Raw genomic sequence first — 17,199 nt, forward strand, 5'->3', positions numbered from 1 at the left:
ATGAAACAGTTATTTCTATTTTTATTTTTTTCAACAACTGTTTTTTCACAAAAAACGATAGAATTATTTGATTCCTATAAATTAGGCGAAAAACGAGAAATTACCATTGGCTTACCCGAATCTTATGAAAAAAATCCAAGTAAGAAATACCCCATTATTATTTTGCTCGATGGTGATTATTTATTTGATCCGTTTTTTGGTGCATTAAATTATGGTGCCTATTGGGAAGATTTACCCGAAACAATCGTAGTTGGGATTAGCCAGAATCAAAACGACGAAAGATACGACGATTGCACTTATGATGAAAAAAGTGGTTATCCGTCTGAGAAAGGAATACAATTTTTCGAATTTATTGGTGCAGAAATCCTTCCCTATATGGAAAAAAAATACCGCGTTGCCCCATTTAGAATTATTGCTGGACATGATACAACAGCTGGGTTTTTAAACTTTTTTTTATACAAAGATGCTCCCATTTTTAATGGTTATATTTCCTTGAGTCCAGAGCTTCCTATAGAAATGGAAACCCGCGTTCCAGAATATTTAGCAAAACTCAAAAATCCAATTTTTTATTATCAATCTTCTGCAGAAAGCGATTCAAAAGATATTAATGAACCTATAAAAAAACTAGACGAAAATATTAAACTTGTAGTTAATCCGTTGTTAAATTACAAATACGACAACTTCAAAGATGCTTCACATTATTCCTTAGTTTTACAATCTATTCCTAATGTTTTATATCAATTTTTTGATGTTTTTAAACCTATTTCTACAGCTGAATTTACAAACAAAATAGTACTACTTCAAAGTGGATTTGTAGATTATTTAACGAATAAGTATGATGTGATTTCTAAAACATTGGGATTAAAAATACCCGTTAGAATAAATGATTTCAAAGCCATTGAAGCCGCAATTCTAAAAAATAAAGCCTACCAAGAACTAGATAAATTGTCGGATATTGCAAGAAAAAATTATCCAAAATCAATGCTTGCCGATTATGAATTGGGTTTGATGTACGAAAAATTGGGCGACTACAAAAAAGCAACAAAATCATATCAAAATGCTTCGCAATTAGAAGAAATTGGTGATTTGACGAAAACCATGATGCTTGATAAATTTGACGACATGAAAAGCCAACTTAAAAAATAATAATGTCAAAAGTAAAGACAACTTTTTTCTGCCAAAACTGTGGTGCTCAATATGCCAAATGGCAAGGACAATGCAACTCCTGTAAAGAATGGAATACCATTGCTGAAGAAATCATCCAAAAAGAAGAAAAATCAAGTTGGAAACCCACAAATTCTGATTCCAAAAGAGTGGCTAAACCAATGCGAATAAACGAAATCGATTCCGCACAAGAAATCCGTATGGACACTACCGATGGCGAATTAAATCGCGTATTGGGCGGCGGAATTGTACCCGGTTCACTAATCCTTCTTGGTGGCGAACCAGGCATTGGAAAAAGCACCTTGTTGTTACAAATTTCCTTAAAACTTCCTTACAAAACATTATACGTTTCTGGAGAAGAAAGCCAAAAACAAATAAAAATGCGCGCCGAAAGAATTACACCAAACGGTGATAACTGTTACATTCTAACCGAAACCAAAACCCAAAATATCTTTAAACAAATTCAAGAAATTGAACCCGAAATTGTTATAATCGACTCGATTCAAACACTTCATACCGATTATATCGAATCAACTCCAGGAAGCATTTCGCAAATTCGAGAAACCACTGCTGAACTAATAAAATTTGCCAAAGAAACGAATATTCCAGTAATTTTAATTGGTCATATTACCAAAGACGGAAGCATCGCTGGTCCAAAAATTCTGGAACACATGGTCGACACCGTTTTGCAATTTGAAGGCGATAGAAATCACGTATATCGTATTTTGCGTTCGCTTAAAAATCGTTTTGGATCCACCTCCGAAATTGGAATTTACGAAATGCTGGGAACAGGATTACGAGAGGTTTCAAACCCATCAGAAATATTAATTTCGCACAAAGACGAAGGATTATCAGGAACCGCAATAGCTTCAACACTCGAAGGTATGCGACCGCTCATGATCGAAATTCAAGCCTTGGTTTCGACCGCAGTTTATGGAACTCCGCAACGCAGCACTACAGGTTATAATGCCAAGCGACTCAATATGATTCTGGCAGTTCTTGAAAAAAGAGCTGGTTTCAGGTTGGGTGCCAAAGACGTTTTCTTGAACATTACAGGAGGAATATCAGTAGATGATCCCGCAATTGACTTAGCCGTTGTCGCAGCAATTTTATCCTCGAATGAAGATATTCCTGTAAACAAAGATTTTTGCTTTGCTGGCGAAGTAGGATTATCTGGAGAAATTCGCCCTGTGAATCGTGTAGACCAACGTATTCAGGAAGCAGAGAAATTAGGATTTTCTACCATTTTTGTATCCAAATATAATAAAATAGCTTTGAAAAATTCAGTAATCAAAATTCAACTCGTGGCAAAAATAGAAGATGTTGTAGCGCAATTGTTTGGCTAGATATTTGTAAGATAAAAATCAAGAATTTCAAAGTTATTTTCCAATCAACATCCAATTAATTTGCACGCTATGAAAAAATTCATCGCCTTATTTATTTTCTTGGTTTCAGCATCGTCCTTTGCTCAAAAACCTATTTTCGCTTCTGCTAAAGTAAAAGCGGTAACGGTATATTCTAATGCTGCCGAAATTTCGCAAACAACATCCGCAATGCTTCCAAAAGGAACGAGCGAAATTGTGATTAAAAATGTTTCTGATGTTTTAAATGAAAACACCGTTAGAATTGGTGCGCCATCAACCGTTACGGTTCTTTCGGTGCAATTTTCGGATGATTATATTTCAGAATATGATTTAGACGAAAGCAATCCCGCCATAAAAAAAGTGCGTGACAGCATTAATTGGGTAAAAAAGGAAATCCAAAAAGTAGGAATCGAAAAAACTTCGCAATCTAAAACCATCGAACTTTTAGATAAAAACCAACAAGTTTCTGGGGTAAATTCAGGTTTAAACGTGATTGATTTGATGAAATTCGTTGATTATTACAAACTCAAACACATTGAAATCAGCAATGCCATAATCACATTAGAAGAAAAAGAGAAGAAACTCAACAAACAATTAGCCAATTTAAATACGAAACTCGAAACCAATACCAAAAGCGAAGATGAAATCTCCGACGGAAAACTAATTCTCCAAGTAATGAATGAAGTTGCGGGCAATGTAGATTTTGAAATTAATTATTTAACTCCTGAAGCTTCTTGGAAACCCTTTTATGATTTGCGAACAAACAGCGTTGCTGAACCAATGAATATGATGTACAAAGCCGAAGTGGTTCAAGATACAGGCATTGATTGGAAAAAAGTAAAACTGACCTTGTCTTCTGGAAACCCTAATCAGAACAATCAAGCACCACTTTTGAGCTCGTGGTTTTTGAAATATCAAGAAAATTACGGTTCTGGTTTTATGGAACAGAGTTCGGTTCAAAACAAATTACAAGGAAGAGTTGCTGGAGTTAACATTGATAAATATAAAGCAGAAGATGATAAGCAATTACAAGAAATTGTGATTAGAGGAGTTGGTTCAAATATTAACGAAAATCAACTCAATATTTCTTTCGATATTGACATTCCGTATGACATTTTATCCAATGGGAAAGCACACAGCGTAGCACTCAAAGAAATAAAAATTCCAGCAACATACAAATATTATGCTGCGCCAAGAGTCGAAAAAGAAGCTTTCTTATTAGCTGAAATCGTTGATTATTCTAAGTACAATTTACTCAAAGGCGAAGCCAATATTATTTTTGAAGGAATGTATGTGGGCAAAACGCAAATCAATCCAACTCAAACCGCAGACACGCTCAATTTGAGTATGGGAAGAGACAAAAAAATTGCCATAAAACGCGAAAAAGTTGCTGATAAATCGGGCATAAAATTTTTGTCTTCCAAGAAAGAACAAACTTTTACCTATGATATTACCGTTCGCAACAACAAGAAAGAAACGGTTCAATTACTATTAAAAGACCAATATCCATTAAGTCCAGACAAGGAAATCGAAATTGAATTACTACAAAGTGATGGCGCAAAAGTAAATGTAGAAACTGGAATTCTCACTTGGGATTTAGATTTAAAATCCGCCGAGATCAAAAAAATAAGAATCAGTTATCGAGTGAAATATCCAAAAGATAAGGTGATTGATAATTTGTAGAGCTTGTCATTGCTTCTCCCAATGTTCAATGGCATTAATTAAGAAATAAGCACTACAATTTTGTCAATCTGACGCAGGAAGAATCTTATCTTATTACTCAAGTTTGTTGAGATTCTTCCTGCGTCAGAATGACAAATAAATCCCTAAATTAATCACGTTTTACGGCGCAGGATCAGGAATTATCGCCTGAACTTCATTAATAACTTTTAAAATATCATCCGATAAAACCACATCAATAGTAGCGGAGTTTTCCTTTAATTGTTCCATTGTAGTAGCGCCAATAATAGTGCTGGTTACAAAAGCTTGTTGCGTTACAAAAGCTAAAGAAAGTTCCGTTAAAGTCAAACCGTTTTTATGCGCTATTTCCTGATACAATCGAGTGGCTTCAACACTTTGTGGACTGTTATAACGGTTGTATTGCGGAAAAATATTAATTCGAGCATGAGGCAAATTTTCTCCTGATAAATATTTTCCTGATAAAACTCCAAAACCCATTGGCGAATACGCTAATAAACCCACATTTTCTCTGATGCAAACCTCGGATGATCCGTTTTCAAAAAGGCGATTCAATAACGAATACGGGTTTTGAACGGTTTTTATTCTTGGCAAATTTTGGTATTTACTTTCTTCCAGAAAACGCATAATTCCCCATGGTGTTTCGTTCGAAAGCCCAATATGGTTTATTTTCCCTTGTTTGATGAAATCTTCCAAAGTTTCAAGAACGCCGTGAATGTTGTCTTCCCAAGCATCATCTTGCACTTTAAAACCGCGTTGTCCAAAATAATTGGTTTTACGTTCCGGCCAATGCAGTTGATAGACATCAATATAATCAGTTTGAAGTCGTTGCAAACTTTGATCTAATGCAAACTGAATGCTTGCTGGCGAAAAATCCATTTTGTCCCGCATGTAAGTAAACGTTGGGCTTGGTCCTGCAATTTTTGATGCCAAAATAATTTCCTCACGTTTGCCTGTTTTTTTAAACCATGTTCCTATAATTTTTTCGGTACTACCATACGTTTCTTGGCGAGCAGGAACCGAATACATTTCGGCAGTGTCAAAAAAATTGATGCCTTTTTCGAGGGCATAATCCATTTGAGCATGACCTTCGGCCTCAGTATTTTGCTCTCCAAAAGTCATTGTTCCAAGGCATATTTTACTGATTTTTATATCGGTATTGGGTAAAGTGGTGTATTTCATTTTAGATATTGTAATTCTGAATTATTTTTTAAAAAACAAAGGTGAAATTAGTTAATTGCTTTTGCATCGAAGTTACCAAAAAATTTAGAAACGTTTAAACTAAAAAAAATCAACTCCAAAATTTGTCATTGATTTGCTCTCGAACGGGCGAAGCAATGATAAAATAGAAGCTGAAATAACTATTTATTCAATCTCCTTCAACATCTCGGCAATAGCATCCAATCTTGGCGTTAAGATAATTTCGATTCTACGATTTTTTGCTTTTCCTTCGGCTGAAGCATTGCTAGCTAATGGAGAGAATTCACTTCGTCCGGCTGCGGTAAGATTTTGCTTGTTTATACTTTTATTTTCACTCATAATTGCAACAATTGCAGTTGCTCTTTTAGTCGATAAATCCCAGTTATCGGCAATTGGTCCTGAACCACCAAAAGGATCATCGTCTGTATGTCCTTCAATCAAAACCGAAATATCTGGATTGTCACCCAATACTTTTCCTACTTCTACAACCGCTTTTTTACCTTCGGTTCCTACAGCCCAACTTCCCGAATTAAAAAGCAATTTGTTCTCCATAGAAACATACACTTTTCCGTTTTTTTGTTCAACGGTCAGACCTTTGCCCTCAAATCCATTCAAAGCATTGGAGAGTGTTTCTTTTAGTTTTCGCATGCTTTCTTCTTTTGCAGCGATTAAACCTTCGAGTTCATTTAATCTTTGATTGTTTTTATCAAGTTTTTCTTGTTCGAGTGCCAATGCTTTTGCTTTAGCTTCGAGCTGGTCAAGCAACTCTCTGTTTTTAGCCAAATTTGCTTTTAAAGCATCGCTACTGTTTTTTTCCAATGCATTGTATGATTCTTGTAAAACATTGAATTTTTTTTCAGCAATACCATATTCTGCTTGCCATTTATCGCGTTCCGTTTTGGTTTTACTCAAGTCTGATTTTAAAGCATCTCTATCTAACTCGAGTTGCATTTTTGCTTTTAATAAGTCGGCATTTTCATCAGCAATACTGCGATTTTCTTTTTTTAAATCGGTGTATTTGCTTTCTAAATCATTGTAAATCTTTTTTGAAACGCAAGAAGTTGTGAGTGCCAAAACTAATAAGCCGAGTGAAATTTTTTTAATCATTTTATTTTTTTTATTTATTTGAAATTGATTTTTGCTATTGAAATTGCCAATCTTTATTCTATTTCCACTAACACCGGACAATGGTCAGAATGCATAGCATCTGGCAGTATAACGGCTCTTTTAAGTTTATGTTTCAAGCTGTCACTAACTAAATTATAATCAATGCGCCAACCTTTATTATTTCCTCTTGCCCCAGCGCGATAACTCCACCAAGAATACTGATGCGGTTCACTGTTGAAATGTCTAAAACTATCTACAAAACCGGATTTCATAAACCCATCAAGCCAAGCTCTTTCTTCGGGTAAAAATCCAGAAACGTTTTTGTTTCGAACAGGATCATGAATGTCAATTGCTTCGTGACAAATGTTGTAATCGCCACAAATGATAAGGTTTGGCGTTTGTTTCTTGAGTTCGTTAATGTAATTTTGGAAATCATCCATATACATAAACTTGTGGTCCAATCGATCCATATTTGTCCCTGACGGCAAGTACAAACTCATTACAGAAACTTCGTCAAAATCTGCCCGAAGGTTTCTTCCTTCAAAATCCATGTGGTGAATTCCGGTTCCATAAACCACTTTATTGGGTTTAGTTTTCGAAAGAATGGCAACACCGCTATAGCCTTTTTTTGTCGCAGAAAAGTAATATTGAAAGGGATAACCTGCCTTGGTAATGTCATCAACGGGAATTTGTTCTTCGGTAGCTTTAATCTCCTGAAGGCAAATTACATCAGGATTAGCTTGTTGTAACCAATCTATAAATCCTTTTGAAATTGCGGCACGAATGCCATTAACGTTATAAGAAATGATTTTCATTGTGTTGAATTTTGAATTTCAAATGTAATAAAAAAGTGTAAAGTTTGATTAAGAAAAAAACAAGAAAATGGAGTTTTTTGCTATCTTTGTTTCTTGCTCAAAACAAACATACATGGGTTTAGTAACCGCCAAAGAAGTTGCAAAAGCAATAAACGCTGATAAATACGGATTTTTAGGTACATTTTCGGGCTGGTTGCTCATGAAAGTACTTAAAATATCTACACTGAATAAAATGTACGACCGAAATAAACATCTTAAGGATGTCGAATTTTTGAATGGCATTTTAGAAGATTTAGAAATAAAATTTGAAATCCCCGAAGAAGATTTTAAACGTCTACCAAAAGAAGGTGCATATATTACGATTTCAAATCATCCTTTGGGCGGAATAGATGGTGTTTTACTTTTGAAATTAATGCTAGAAAGAGAACCTGATTTTAAAATTATTGCTAATTTCTTGTTGCATAGAATTGAGCCTCTCAAAAAATACATCATGCCCGTTAATCCTTTTGAAAATCATAAAGATGCTAAGTCTAGCGTGGTAGGAATCAAAGAAACTTTACGCCATTTGAGTGATGGAAAACCACTAGGAATGTTTCCTGCTGGAGAAGTTTCTACGTATAAAGACGGAAAATTAGTTGTAGATAGAGCTTGGGAAGAAGGCGCAATTAAAGTAATTAGAAAAGCTCAAGTTCCTGTAGTTCCTATTTATTTTCATGCTAAAAATAGTCGTCTGTTTTATTTATTATCAAAAATTGGAGGCACACTGCGCACCGCAAAATTACCCTCTGAAGTATTTAGTCAAAAACATCGAACGATAAATGTGCGTATCGGAAAACCTATTTCTGTTGCAGAACAAAACGAACACACTACAATTGAAGAATACTCTGAGTTTTTAAGACGTAAAACCTATATGTTGGCAAATCCTTTCGAAAAAGAAATGCCTTTTATAACCACACCAAACCTAAAACTTCCAAAAAACCCTAAAGAAATTGTTACCGCGGCAAATCAAGACAAAATGATTGCAGAGGTAAACGCAATAAGGAAAGCAGACTGTAGATTATTGCAAAGTAAAAACTATGAAGTTTTTTTTGCACAAGCAAAAGAAATGCCTAATATTTTGCATGAAATTGGCCGATTGCGTGAAATTACTTTTAGAGAAATAGGCGAAGGAACAAACGAATCAATAGATCTTGACAAATACGACAAGTATTACCACCACATGTTTTTGTGGGACGAAGATGCTAAAAAAATTGCTGGCGCTTATCGAATGGGTTTAGGTGCAGAAATTTATCCAAAATACGGAATGGATGGTTTTTATTTAAACAGTTTATTCCGTTTTGAACCCGAGTTGCATGACATGATGCACAAATCTATTGAAATGGGTCGTGCTTTTATTATTAGAGAATACCAACAAAAACCAATGCCGTTATTCCTGCTTTGGAAAGGAATAATTCATACCACATTGCGTTATCCTGAACATAAATTTTTACTTGGAGGTGTAAGCATTAGCAATCAATTTTCAGATTTCTCTAAATCGTTGATGATTGAGTTTATGAAATCTAATTTTTACGATCCTTATATTGCACAATACATTCATCCTAAAAAAGAATTTAAAGTTAAACTAAAAGACGCCGATAAAGATTTTGTATTTAATGAAGCCGAAGCTGATTTGGTTAAATTTGACAAAATTATTGACGAATTAGAACCAGGAAATTTGCGTTTACCTGTTTTAATAAAAAAATACATCAAGCAAAATGCACGTGTAGTTGCATTTAATGTTGACCCACTATTTAACAATGCTGTAGATGGATTGATGTACATACGAATATCAGACATTCCTGACAGCACCGTAAAACCTGTGATGGAGGAGTTTCAAGCGGAACTCGAACGAAAATTAACCGATAAAGAAGCGTAAAGAATTGTAACAAAAAAGTACCTTTTTAACGGTTTCGGGCTTGGCGAAGGTGACGATTTGGTTAGCCTAAACTTTCAGTAAATCACTGACCAAAAAAGCACAAAACAATGTGTAAAGTCAAGACCAAAACCCCAATTTTTGCAAACCGCTGTTAGGCGTTCGTCTTTATCTTTGTTTACTCAAATTTATGATTCTTTCTATTCGAGGTCTATTATAACGTTGAAGTAAAATAGGATAAAAATTTAATAAAATATTAAGTACTAGCAACCACAACGATTTGAGAATTCCAAATTTAAATGCAACTAAAAAATTGAAAAATAAAACTATAATTAAAATAATTAAATGTGCTAATTCAGATTGTTTTGTTTGATAATGCAAGTGTTTTAAAGATTTGATATTTTTTTCGATTGGGTTTGATTTTTTATTTAGTTTTTCCCAACCTATCCAAACCAATAATTTTCTGAAAAAATTTATCCCTATAAATTTATATATTTTTCCTTTTTGTTCCAAAGGTTTATGATTAAAATAATTAGAAGTATTTTTTCCTTTTAGTATTTGTATAAAACCGCCTACACCTGTCATCAAAATAAAGTTAAGATTAAATGCAAATAAAAATCCTTGAACTCCAATAAATCGAACAACGATATATATTACAATAAATGTAATTGGTAAAATAAAAATTAATAGTAATAATTTTGTTAATTTCATGGTTTCATTTTTGCCAAGATGACGCACAACTTATGGCTTGTGGCTTATTTTACATCTTAAAACCACCCTTTTTTCCCAACTTGATAGGTTTCGTAAAATTCCTGATCGGATTTTGTGAGGTAAATTACACCTTCAATTAAACCCAAAATACTGGTTACCGTTCCGCAAGTACAAATACTAATTACCAACCATATTATTCCTTCTTGAGTATAGCCCAAAAGAAATTTATGAATCCCAAAAGCTCCCAAAAGTATTGCTAGAATTCCAGCAGGGAGTTTTTTGTTTTCTTGGTAATTTGGTTGTGGATTATTCCATGCTTCGTGTTTTGTGTTTTCCATAGCTGGTTAATTTTGGATAAAATTTAATTTTTTAGATTTTATATGTTGGAAATTTTAATTAAATTCTACTATTTGTGAACTCATTTTTGGATCATCTCCATACTGATTTTCTCCTCTTTGCCCTGAGCATACTAAAAGATACGTCATCAAAAGGAAGTTGAAAAAAGGAAGAAAAATCAGAAGGGAAAAACTCCATTTCATTCCTAAATCTTTAAGTCGTCTTATTGTAACCGCTTGCATTGGAACAAAAATTACTAGTTGAAAAATACACAAATTAAAAATTAAGTTAAGGTTGTTTTTAGTAACCCAATACAGTAGACAAATAACTAAAACTACCATGAAATATATTAAAATGTAATAGCCGTATTCACTACGAGATGCACGACCAGAAAAATTTGCATATTTGTTATTATACCTGTCTAACATATCAAAATGGTTTAATTATTTACGTAAAAATATAAAAATTATTGAAATGCCTTATCAATTGGTTCCCAAAGTTCGATTTTATTCCCTTCAATATCCAGAATCCAGCCAAATTTTCCGTAATCATAAGACTCCATTTCGCCTACAATTGTTACACCTTCTTGCTTTAATTTTTTTAGCAAATTTTCTAAATCGTGTACTCTGAAATTTTGCATGAATTGTTTCGTGCTTGGTTCAAAATAATTTGAATCGTCTGCAAATGGTGACCATTGTGTAGAACAATCGTTGCCTTGCTTGTCTTTCCACCAAAAAGTAGCGCCATAGTCATCGGTTTTTAAACCTAAATGTTTGCCATACCAAGCCACCAATTCTTTTGAGTTTTTGGATTTAAAAAATACGCCACCTATTCCTATTACTCGTTTTTCTGGCGCTTCTTCTTTGGCCTGACCAAAATAGTTGGATTTGATTTTATCCACAATTACTTGCGCCAAACGTTCGTGACTTTCAAAAGTCCAACCGGCGATATGTGGAGACAGAATTACATTCTTTGCCTGTAATAAATATTGAAAAGCTTCGGGAAGTTCCCTCGACTGCCCTCGGGATGACACAAAAAGAGTTTCGAAAGACAATTTTTCATATTCCAAAACGTCTAAACCTGCTCCGAGAATCTTACCTGATTGCATTGCTTTGACTAAATCCGCCGTAACAATATTTTTTCCTCTAGAGGTATTTAGTATCCAAAACGATTTGGCGAAAGCATTGATAAAATCAGCATCAATCATTTTATCTGTTTCTGGCGTCCAAGGAATATGCAAGCTCAAAACATCTGTTTTTTGCTGTAATTCTGCGAGCGAAACTTGCTTTGCATTGGCATCGCCCACATTTTCCTGAATGTCGTAACACAAAACTTCTACCTCAAAACCACGCAATTTTTTGGCAAAAGATTTTCCCATATTTCCGTAGCCAATAATGCCAACAGTCTTCCCGTCTAGTTCGTGACCACGATTACTTTCTCGGTTCCAATGACCTGATTTTATTTCGGTATCCGCTTGATTCAAATTATTAAATAACGATAAAATCATTCCCAAAGTGTGTTCGCCAACCGCGTTGCAATTGCCTTCTGGTGCTGCAATGAGTTGAATATTTTTGGTTAAAGCATACTCACAATCAATGCTTTCTAAACCAGCACCAACTCGTGCAATGAATTGCAAATTCGTGGCTTTATCCAGAAAAGTTTGATCTATTTTGAATCGGCTGCGGATGACAATTCCTTGATATTCGTGAATTTTAGCTTCGATTGCTTCTTTGGAAGAAGTGAAATCTTCGTGATTTATAAATCCTGCCTGCTGCAATTGTTCCCAAAGCAGTGGATGATTACTATCGATATGAAGGATTTTGATGTCCATAAAAAGTGTTTCAATATTTGACATACCAAATTAACAAAAAAATTACTGTTTATCGTTTTGTCAAAAGGATTTAGTGTTGCAATTGTGTAAGTTTGTATAAAATATGGACACGGATAAACGCTGATTCGCTTCGCAAAAACACAGATTAAAAGGATTTTAAAAATCTGTTCATTTGCATTTAATCTAAAAAAAATCAGTTTTTTTTCAGCGTCTTTGCGAAGCAAATCCGTTTCATCAGCGTCCCTTTTTAGGTCAAAAAAATTAAAAATGAAATTAACAAAAACCTTTAAATCCTTTTTCGAAAGCGAAAAAGCAGGCGGTTTACTATTGCTTTTTGCAACCCTTCTTTCGCTAGGATTGGCAAACTCCTCGATTCAAACGGACTATATTCAATTTTGGAATACAGAAATAGGGCATCATTCTATCACACATTGGATAAATGATGGACTAATGGCTATTTTCTTTCTTTTGATAGGTTTAGAGCTAGAGCGCGAAATTTACAAAGGCGAATTGTCGAGTATGAAAAATGCTGCGCTTCCTATTTTTGGAGCTTTGGGCGGAATGATTGTTCCTGCAGGTTTGTTTTTATTGTTGAATTTTGGAACAACAACCCAAAACGGTGCCGGAATTCCTATGGCGACAGACATTGCTTTTGCCATTGGTGTTTTGTCGCTTCTTGGAAATCGCGTTCCTACCTCGCTCAAAATATTTCTTACCGCGCTTGCTGTAATGGATGATTTGGGCGCTATTATTGTTATTGCGGTGTTTTATACAAAAACCATTGCTTTTATTAATTTAGGGATTGCTTTGAGTGTTTTTGGTTTACTGCTTATCCTCAATAGAATGAGAGTTCGCAACTTAATTCCGTACTTAATTGGTGGTGTTTTTATGTGGTATTTCATGCTCAATTCTGGTATTCATGCTACAATAACTGGCGTTTTGCTGGCTTTTGCCATTCCGTTTGGAGATGGAAGTAAAAGTACCGCTTCTTATACATTACAACACTTTTTGCACAAACCAGTAGCTTTTTTTATACTGCCTTTGTTCGCCATTGCTAATACTTGTATTGCTATAAATTTAGATTGGAGCGAAGGATTATCCCACTCCAATTCACTGGGAATTCTATTGGGACTTGTCATTGGAAAACCATTAGGAATAGGGATTTTCTGCTTACTTGGTGTAAGTTTAGGGCTTTGTGTACTTCCCAAAGATTTGAAATGGGGAAACATTATTGGCGCTGGAATGTTAGGCGGAATTGGTTTTACGATGTCAATTTTTATAACACTTCTTGCTTTTGATAATGCTGAAGTGATTACCAATTCGAAAATTGCCATTCTAATTGCTTCGTTTGTTGCAGGAACGATGGGATTTGTTTGGTTGAAATTTTCTTTGAAACAAAAATAAAGCAAAATATAATCACTCTAAAGCAGCCATTTTAAACCATATAAGACAAATAAGGTCATTGAAGTTGGGCTTTTTAGAAATTTTTTTAATTAAAAAAGGGAATTTAGCCATAAACTAAATTCCCTTTTTAATTATATATAGAAAAAATTTTATCCTTTAATTTGTTTCAACGACGTTTTTATTCCTTTGATTAATGAAGAGCTAAATCCGTTGTGTTCCATTTCGTTAAGTCCTACAATTGTGCAACCTTGAGGAGTTGTTACTCTATCTATCAATTGTTCTGGATGTACTTTTTCTTCGAGAAGCATTTGAGCTGCACCTTTTACGGTTTGAGCTGCAATGGCTAGTGCGGTTTGGGAATCAAAACCAATTTCGATTCCAGCTTGCATCGAAGCGCGAATATAACGCAACGCATAAGCGGTTCCGCAAGCACCAAGAACAGTGGCTGCATCCATTAGTTTTTCGTCAATTATTGGAGCTGTTCCTAAATCTTGAAAAAGAGAAATTACGTTTTGAGCAGCATTTTTATTTTTATCATGAAAAGCAATACAAGTGGCTGATTCGCCAAATTGTGCTGCAATATTGGGCATAATCCGAACGGCATGATTGGCATCGCCAATTTTATTTTGAAGCGTTTCTATGTCTAATCCACTTACTGCCGAAGCAATTGTTTTATTAGAAATTAATGGCAGAATTTCGTTTAAAACAACATCAACTTGATACGGTTTTATGGTCAGAATGATAACATCTGCATCAACTATTTGATGGGTGTTATCTGCTGAAACTGTGATACCTGATTTTTCGAGATAAAGAATACTGGCCGTGTTTCTTCGGGTTATGGTAACTTGGTTGTTTTGAGAAAATTTTGCTATTCCTAGTGCAATAGCAACTCCTAGATTTCCTCCTCCAATAATATGTACTTTCATTTTTATAGTTTTATTAAAATCCTAAAATCAATTTTGCAATAGAGAAATAAATAAGAATACCGCAAATATCATTGCTAGTGGTAATAAATGGTCCCGTTGCTAAAGCAGGATCAATGCCCATTTTATCCAATAACAACGGAATAAATGTACCAATAAGTGAAGCAATAATAATTACTGATATTAATGAAATGGCAACAATCACTGCAATAATAATTTCAACATTCAAAAGAAAATGACTTCCAAAAAATAATATTGCTGCTAAAATTAACCCATTTAACAAACTCAATGATATCTCTTTTATTAATCTATTGAACAACGAACCGCTCAAAGTATCGTTTGCTAAACCTTGAACAATAATTGCCGAAGATTGTACACCTACATTGCCTGCCATTGCCGCAATTAGAGGTGTGAAAAAGAATAAATAGCCATATTGTTGCATTGCTCCTTCAAATAAACCCAACACTTTTACAGAAATAAAACCCCCTAAAAGTGCTAAAACCAACCATGGTAATCGTGCTTTTGTGTGTTCAATTATACTATCATCGGCTTCAACATCTTGCGAAATACCTGCTGCTAACTGGTAATCTTGATCCGCTTCGTCTTTGATTACATCCACAATATCATCGATAGTAATTCGGCCAACTAATCGTCCGAGTTCGTCAATAACAGGAATGGCTTCTAAATCGTATTTCTGCATGATTCTAGCCACTTCGATATCTTCGGCATCGACCATAACCGAATTTAATTTCCGAATATAAACCTCACTAATTGGGGTTTTTGCTGATGTTGTCAATAAATCTTTTAGGGATAATCGCCCTAGTAATTTGTCTTGTTCATCTACAACATATATAGAATGTACCCTTGAAATATTTTCGGCTTGAATGCGCATTTCTTTTATACAAGTCAGAACGTTCCAGTTTTCATAGACTTTTACCAATTCTTTGTGCATGATTCCACCTGCAGTATCTTCGTTGTAGCGCAATAAATCAACAATGTCTTTTGCGTGCTCAACATCAATAAGTTCCGATATTACTTCTTGTTTTTTGCTCTGGGAAAGTTCCGCAATAATATCGGCAGCATCGTTCGTTTCTAATTCATCAAGCTCTTCGGCAATCTCCTTTGGCGAAAGCCTGCTAAGTATTTTTTCCCGTAAATCATCCTCTAATTCTAGAAGGATTTCGGCTGTTTTTTCACTATCTAAAACCTTAAAAATGTAGGTAGCTTCGTCAAAATCTAGCTCGTCAAGAATTTCGGCAATATCAGCATGGTGCAAGTCATTTAATAAAACACCCAATTGTTGGTCGTCTTTACTTTGAATGAATTGTTCTAATTGTTGAATTAGTTCCTTGCTGATTTTAAACTCCATCGGCTTCTATTTTTTGTGTCAATTCTATAAACTGTTGTACATTGAGTTGTTCTGGCCGAAGGTTAAAAACTGCGTCTTCTCTCAAACTGTCGGACAAATTTAACGTTTTTAAACTATTACGCAAGGTCTTTCTGCGTTGCTGAAAAGCGGTTTTTACCACTGTAAAAAATAATTTTTCGCCACAAGGCAAGCTATAATCTGCTTTTCGGCGCAAACGCAACACGCCCGATTTAACTTTTGGTGGCGGAATAAAAACGGTTTCATCTACCGTAAATAAATATTCCGCATCATAAAAGGCTTGCACTAAAACCGAAAGGATTCCATACGCTTTGGTTCCTTTTTTCTCGCAAATGCGTTCAGCGACTTCTTTCTGAAACATGCCTGCAAATTCGGGAATTTGATTGCGATATTCTAAAGTTCTAAAGACAATTTGGGTCGAAATATTGTACGGAAAATTACCAATTATGGCAAATTGTTTCCCTTCGAAAATTTCGTTGATGTTGTATTTCAAAAAATCTTTGGAGATGATTTTGTCTTTCAGTTTTGGATAATTCTCGTCTAAATACGTCACCGATTCCGTGTCGATTTCGATTACATAAGTATTGATTTCTTTATCCAAAAGGTATTTGGTCAAAACTCCCATTCCTGGTCCTATTTCTAAAACATCATCGTAGCCATGAAGATTCAAGGTATCGGCGATTGCTTGAGCGATACTTTCGTCTTTCAAGAAGTGTTGTCCGAGGTGTTTTTTGGCTTTTACTTTTTCCATTACGCTGTTTTGTCTTTCCCGCGTAAGCGGGAAGTTTTTTGTTTTGGTTTCCCACCTACGTGGGAAAGACAGAACTTAGTTTGTGTACCTTTTGTCATTCCCGCGCAAACGGTAGTTTATTTTTCTTCCCTCAAATCCTTGGGTTTACTGTCTTTCCCGCGCAGGCGGGAATCTATTTAGTTATACCAATCCTCTGAAAGGTCATTCCACTCTTTATTTTCTTCTTCAATTAAATTGATTTTCCACTGACGATTCCACTTTTTTAGGCGTTTTTCTCTCAAAATAGCATCGTTTATGTATTGAAAAGATTCAAAATAAACCAGCATATTTATATTATACTTTGAAGTAAATCCTTCGTTTGCTTTTTGTTTATGCTCAAGAACTCTTCTTTCTAAATCATTTGTAACTCCAATATACAAAGTTCCATTTTTTTGGCTTGCTAAAATGTAAATGTAATATTGGTGTTGTGTTTTATACATTTTTATTTGTTTTGTTTCCCGCCTGCGCGGGAAAGACATTGCATGCGAAAATATTTTTTTAGTTTCCCGCCTGCGCGGGAAAGACAGTGCATACGAAAATATTTTTTTAGTTTCCCT

At 34.7% G+C, this 17,199-nt stretch carries 15 protein-coding genes and 1 pseudogene; 5 read left to right on the top strand and 11 right to left on the bottom strand.

The window, feature by feature from the left end:
- The 3 genes from RMO53_RS00165 to RMO53_RS00175 all read left to right on the top strand — a co-directional run bounded on the left by RMO53_RS00165 (nucleotide 1) and on the right by RMO53_RS00175 (nucleotide 4,211).
- Complete coding sequence (locus RMO53_RS00165) at nucleotides 1-1,146, top strand: alpha/beta hydrolase-fold protein (RefSeq protein ID WP_310377305.1); 1,146 nt, start codon at nucleotides 1-3, stop codon at nucleotides 1,144-1,146.
- Between the two features lie 2 nt (nucleotides 1,147-1,148).
- A complete protein-coding gene (radA, locus tag RMO53_RS00170; RefSeq protein WP_310377307.1) occupies nucleotides 1,149-2,510 on the top strand; it encodes a DNA repair protein RadA in 1,362 nt (453 codons plus the stop codon).
- Between the two features lie 69 nt (nucleotides 2,511-2,579).
- Nucleotides 2,580-4,211: a DUF4139 domain-containing protein gene (locus RMO53_RS00175; RefSeq protein WP_310377309.1), complete on the top strand. Its 1,632-nt coding sequence runs from the start codon at nucleotides 2,580-2,582 to the stop codon at nucleotides 4,209-4,211.
- Between the two features lie 159 nt (nucleotides 4,212-4,370).
- On the opposite strand, the gene RMO53_RS00180 is transcribed toward RMO53_RS00175, so the two are convergent.
- The 3 genes from RMO53_RS00180 to RMO53_RS00190 all read right to left on the bottom strand — a co-directional run bounded on the left by RMO53_RS00180 (nucleotide 4,371) and on the right by RMO53_RS00190 (nucleotide 7,348).
- Nucleotides 4,371-5,408, bottom strand: a complete 1,038-nt coding sequence (locus RMO53_RS00180; RefSeq protein ID WP_310377311.1) for an aldo/keto reductase — start codon at nucleotides 5,406-5,408, stop codon at nucleotides 4,371-4,373.
- Nucleotides 5,409-5,591: 183 nt separating this feature from the next.
- Nucleotides 5,592-6,533 carry an OmpA family protein gene (locus RMO53_RS00185; RefSeq protein ID WP_310377313.1) on the bottom strand — a complete coding sequence of 314 codons (942 nt, stop codon included), beginning with the start codon at nucleotides 6,531-6,533 and terminating at the stop codon, nucleotides 5,592-5,594.
- 53 nt (nucleotides 6,534-6,586) lie between these two features.
- Nucleotides 6,587-7,348 carry an exodeoxyribonuclease III gene (locus RMO53_RS00190; RefSeq protein WP_310377314.1) on the bottom strand — a complete coding sequence of 254 codons (762 nt, stop codon included), beginning with the start codon at nucleotides 7,346-7,348 and terminating at the stop codon, nucleotides 6,587-6,589.
- Nucleotides 7,349-7,460: 112 nt separating this feature from the next.
- On the opposite strand from RMO53_RS00190, the gene RMO53_RS00195 reads away from it, so the two are divergent.
- Complete coding sequence (locus tag RMO53_RS00195) at nucleotides 7,461-9,263, top strand: lysophospholipid acyltransferase family protein (RefSeq protein WP_310377316.1); 1,803 nt, start codon at nucleotides 7,461-7,463, stop codon at nucleotides 9,261-9,263.
- Between the two features lie 165 nt (nucleotides 9,264-9,428).
- On the opposite strand, the gene RMO53_RS00200 is transcribed toward RMO53_RS00195, so the two are convergent.
- The 4 genes and pseudogenes from RMO53_RS00200 to RMO53_RS00215 all read right to left on the bottom strand — a co-directional run.
- Nucleotides 9,429-9,971: a hypothetical protein gene (locus RMO53_RS00200; protein ID WP_310377318.1), complete on the bottom strand. Its 543-nt coding sequence runs from the start codon at nucleotides 9,969-9,971 to the stop codon at nucleotides 9,429-9,431.
- 56 nt (nucleotides 9,972-10,027) lie between these two features.
- Nucleotides 10,028-10,309, bottom strand: a complete 282-nt coding sequence (locus RMO53_RS00205) for a TM2 domain-containing protein (RefSeq protein WP_310377320.1) — start codon at nucleotides 10,307-10,309, stop codon at nucleotides 10,028-10,030.
- 54 nt (nucleotides 10,310-10,363) lie between these two features.
- On the bottom strand, nucleotides 10,364-10,735 hold the full coding sequence (locus tag RMO53_RS00210) for a DUF805 domain-containing protein (RefSeq protein ID WP_310377322.1): 372 nt from the start codon (nucleotides 10,733-10,735) through the stop codon (nucleotides 10,364-10,366).
- 449 nt (nucleotides 10,736-11,184) lie between these two features.
- Nucleotides 11,185-12,138 (bottom strand): annotated as a pseudogene (locus RMO53_RS00215) (2-hydroxyacid dehydrogenase); the annotation flags it as partial.
- A 267-nt stretch (nucleotides 12,139-12,405) separates the two neighbouring features.
- On the opposite strand from RMO53_RS00215, the gene nhaA reads away from it, so the two are divergent.
- Complete coding sequence (gene nhaA, locus RMO53_RS00220; protein ID WP_310377324.1) at nucleotides 12,406-13,542, top strand: Na+/H+ antiporter NhaA; 1,137 nt, start codon at nucleotides 12,406-12,408, stop codon at nucleotides 13,540-13,542.
- Between the two features lie 149 nt (nucleotides 13,543-13,691).
- Here the strand turns inward: nhaA and proC are convergent, their stop codons facing one another.
- The 4 genes from proC to RMO53_RS00240 all read right to left on the bottom strand — a co-directional run bounded on the left by proC (nucleotide 13,692) and on the right by RMO53_RS00240 (nucleotide 17,082).
- A complete protein-coding gene (proC, locus tag RMO53_RS00225; protein WP_310377326.1) occupies nucleotides 13,692-14,468 on the bottom strand; it encodes a pyrroline-5-carboxylate reductase in 777 nt (258 codons plus the stop codon).
- A 13-nt stretch (nucleotides 14,469-14,481) separates the two neighbouring features.
- Nucleotides 14,482-15,834 carry a magnesium transporter gene (gene mgtE, locus RMO53_RS00230; protein ID WP_310377328.1) on the bottom strand — a complete coding sequence of 451 codons (1,353 nt, stop codon included), beginning with the start codon at nucleotides 15,832-15,834 and terminating at the stop codon, nucleotides 14,482-14,484.
- A complete protein-coding gene (gene rsmA / locus RMO53_RS00235; RefSeq protein WP_310377330.1) occupies nucleotides 15,824-16,603 on the bottom strand; it encodes a 16S rRNA (adenine(1518)-N(6)/adenine(1519)-N(6))-dimethyltransferase RsmA in 780 nt (259 codons plus the stop codon). Before rsmA ends, mgtE begins: the two co-directional genes overlap by 11 nt.
- Nucleotides 16,604-16,779: 176 nt before the next feature.
- On the bottom strand, nucleotides 16,780-17,082 hold the full coding sequence (locus RMO53_RS00240) for a GIY-YIG nuclease family protein (protein ID WP_310377332.1): 303 nt from the start codon (nucleotides 17,080-17,082) through the stop codon (nucleotides 16,780-16,782).
- Nucleotides 17,083-17,199 lie beyond the last annotated feature (117 nt).

The sequence above is a fragment of the Flavobacterium sp. genome, from assembly GCF_031409475.1.
Lineage (GTDB): Bacteria > Bacteroidota > Bacteroidia > Flavobacteriales > Flavobacteriaceae > Flavobacterium.

What these genes read in the sequence shown, in the direction of transcription:
- rsmA (WP_310377330.1), bottom strand. Translation starts at nt 16,603, where the DNA reads ATGGAAAAAGTAAAAGCCAAAAAACACCTCGGACAACACTTCTTGAAA.
- nhaA (WP_310377324.1), top strand. Translation starts at nt 12,406, where the DNA reads ATGAAATTAACAAAAACCTTTAAATCCTTTTTCGAAAGCGAAAAAGCA.
- RMO53_RS00180 (WP_310377311.1), bottom strand. Translation starts at nt 5,408, where the DNA reads ATGAAATACACCACTTTACCCAATACCGATATAAAAATCAGTAAAATA.
- RMO53_RS00165 (WP_310377305.1), top strand. Translation starts at nt 1, where the DNA reads ATGAAACAGTTATTTCTATTTTTATTTTTTTCAACAACTGTTTTTTCA.
- radA (WP_310377307.1), top strand. Translation starts at nt 1,149, where the DNA reads ATGTCAAAAGTAAAGACAACTTTTTTCTGCCAAAACTGTGGTGCTCAA.
- RMO53_RS00195 (WP_310377316.1), top strand. Translation starts at nt 7,461, where the DNA reads ATGGGTTTAGTAACCGCCAAAGAAGTTGCAAAAGCAATAAACGCTGAT.
- RMO53_RS00190 (WP_310377314.1), bottom strand. Translation starts at nt 7,348, where the DNA reads ATGAAAATCATTTCTTATAACGTTAATGGCATTCGTGCCGCAATTTCA.
- RMO53_RS00205 (WP_310377320.1), bottom strand. Translation starts at nt 10,309, where the DNA reads ATGGAAAACACAAAACACGAAGCATGGAATAATCCACAACCAAATTAC.
- proC (WP_310377326.1), bottom strand. Translation starts at nt 14,468, where the DNA reads ATGAAAGTACATATTATTGGAGGAGGAAATCTAGGAGTTGCTATTGCA.
- RMO53_RS00240 (WP_310377332.1), bottom strand. Translation starts at nt 17,082, where the DNA reads ATGTATAAAACACAACACCAATATTACATTTACATTTTAGCAAGCCAA.
- RMO53_RS00185 (WP_310377313.1), bottom strand. Translation starts at nt 6,533, where the DNA reads ATGATTAAAAAAATTTCACTCGGCTTATTAGTTTTGGCACTCACAACT.
- RMO53_RS00175 (WP_310377309.1), top strand. Translation starts at nt 2,580, where the DNA reads ATGAAAAAATTCATCGCCTTATTTATTTTCTTGGTTTCAGCATCGTCC.
- RMO53_RS00210 (WP_310377322.1), bottom strand. Translation starts at nt 10,735, where the DNA reads ATGTTAGACAGGTATAATAACAAATATGCAAATTTTTCTGGTCGTGCA.
- RMO53_RS00200 (WP_310377318.1), bottom strand. Translation starts at nt 9,971, where the DNA reads ATGAAATTAACAAAATTATTACTATTAATTTTTATTTTACCAATTACA.
- mgtE (WP_310377328.1), bottom strand. Translation starts at nt 15,834, where the DNA reads ATGGAGTTTAAAATCAGCAAGGAACTAATTCAACAATTAGAACAATTC.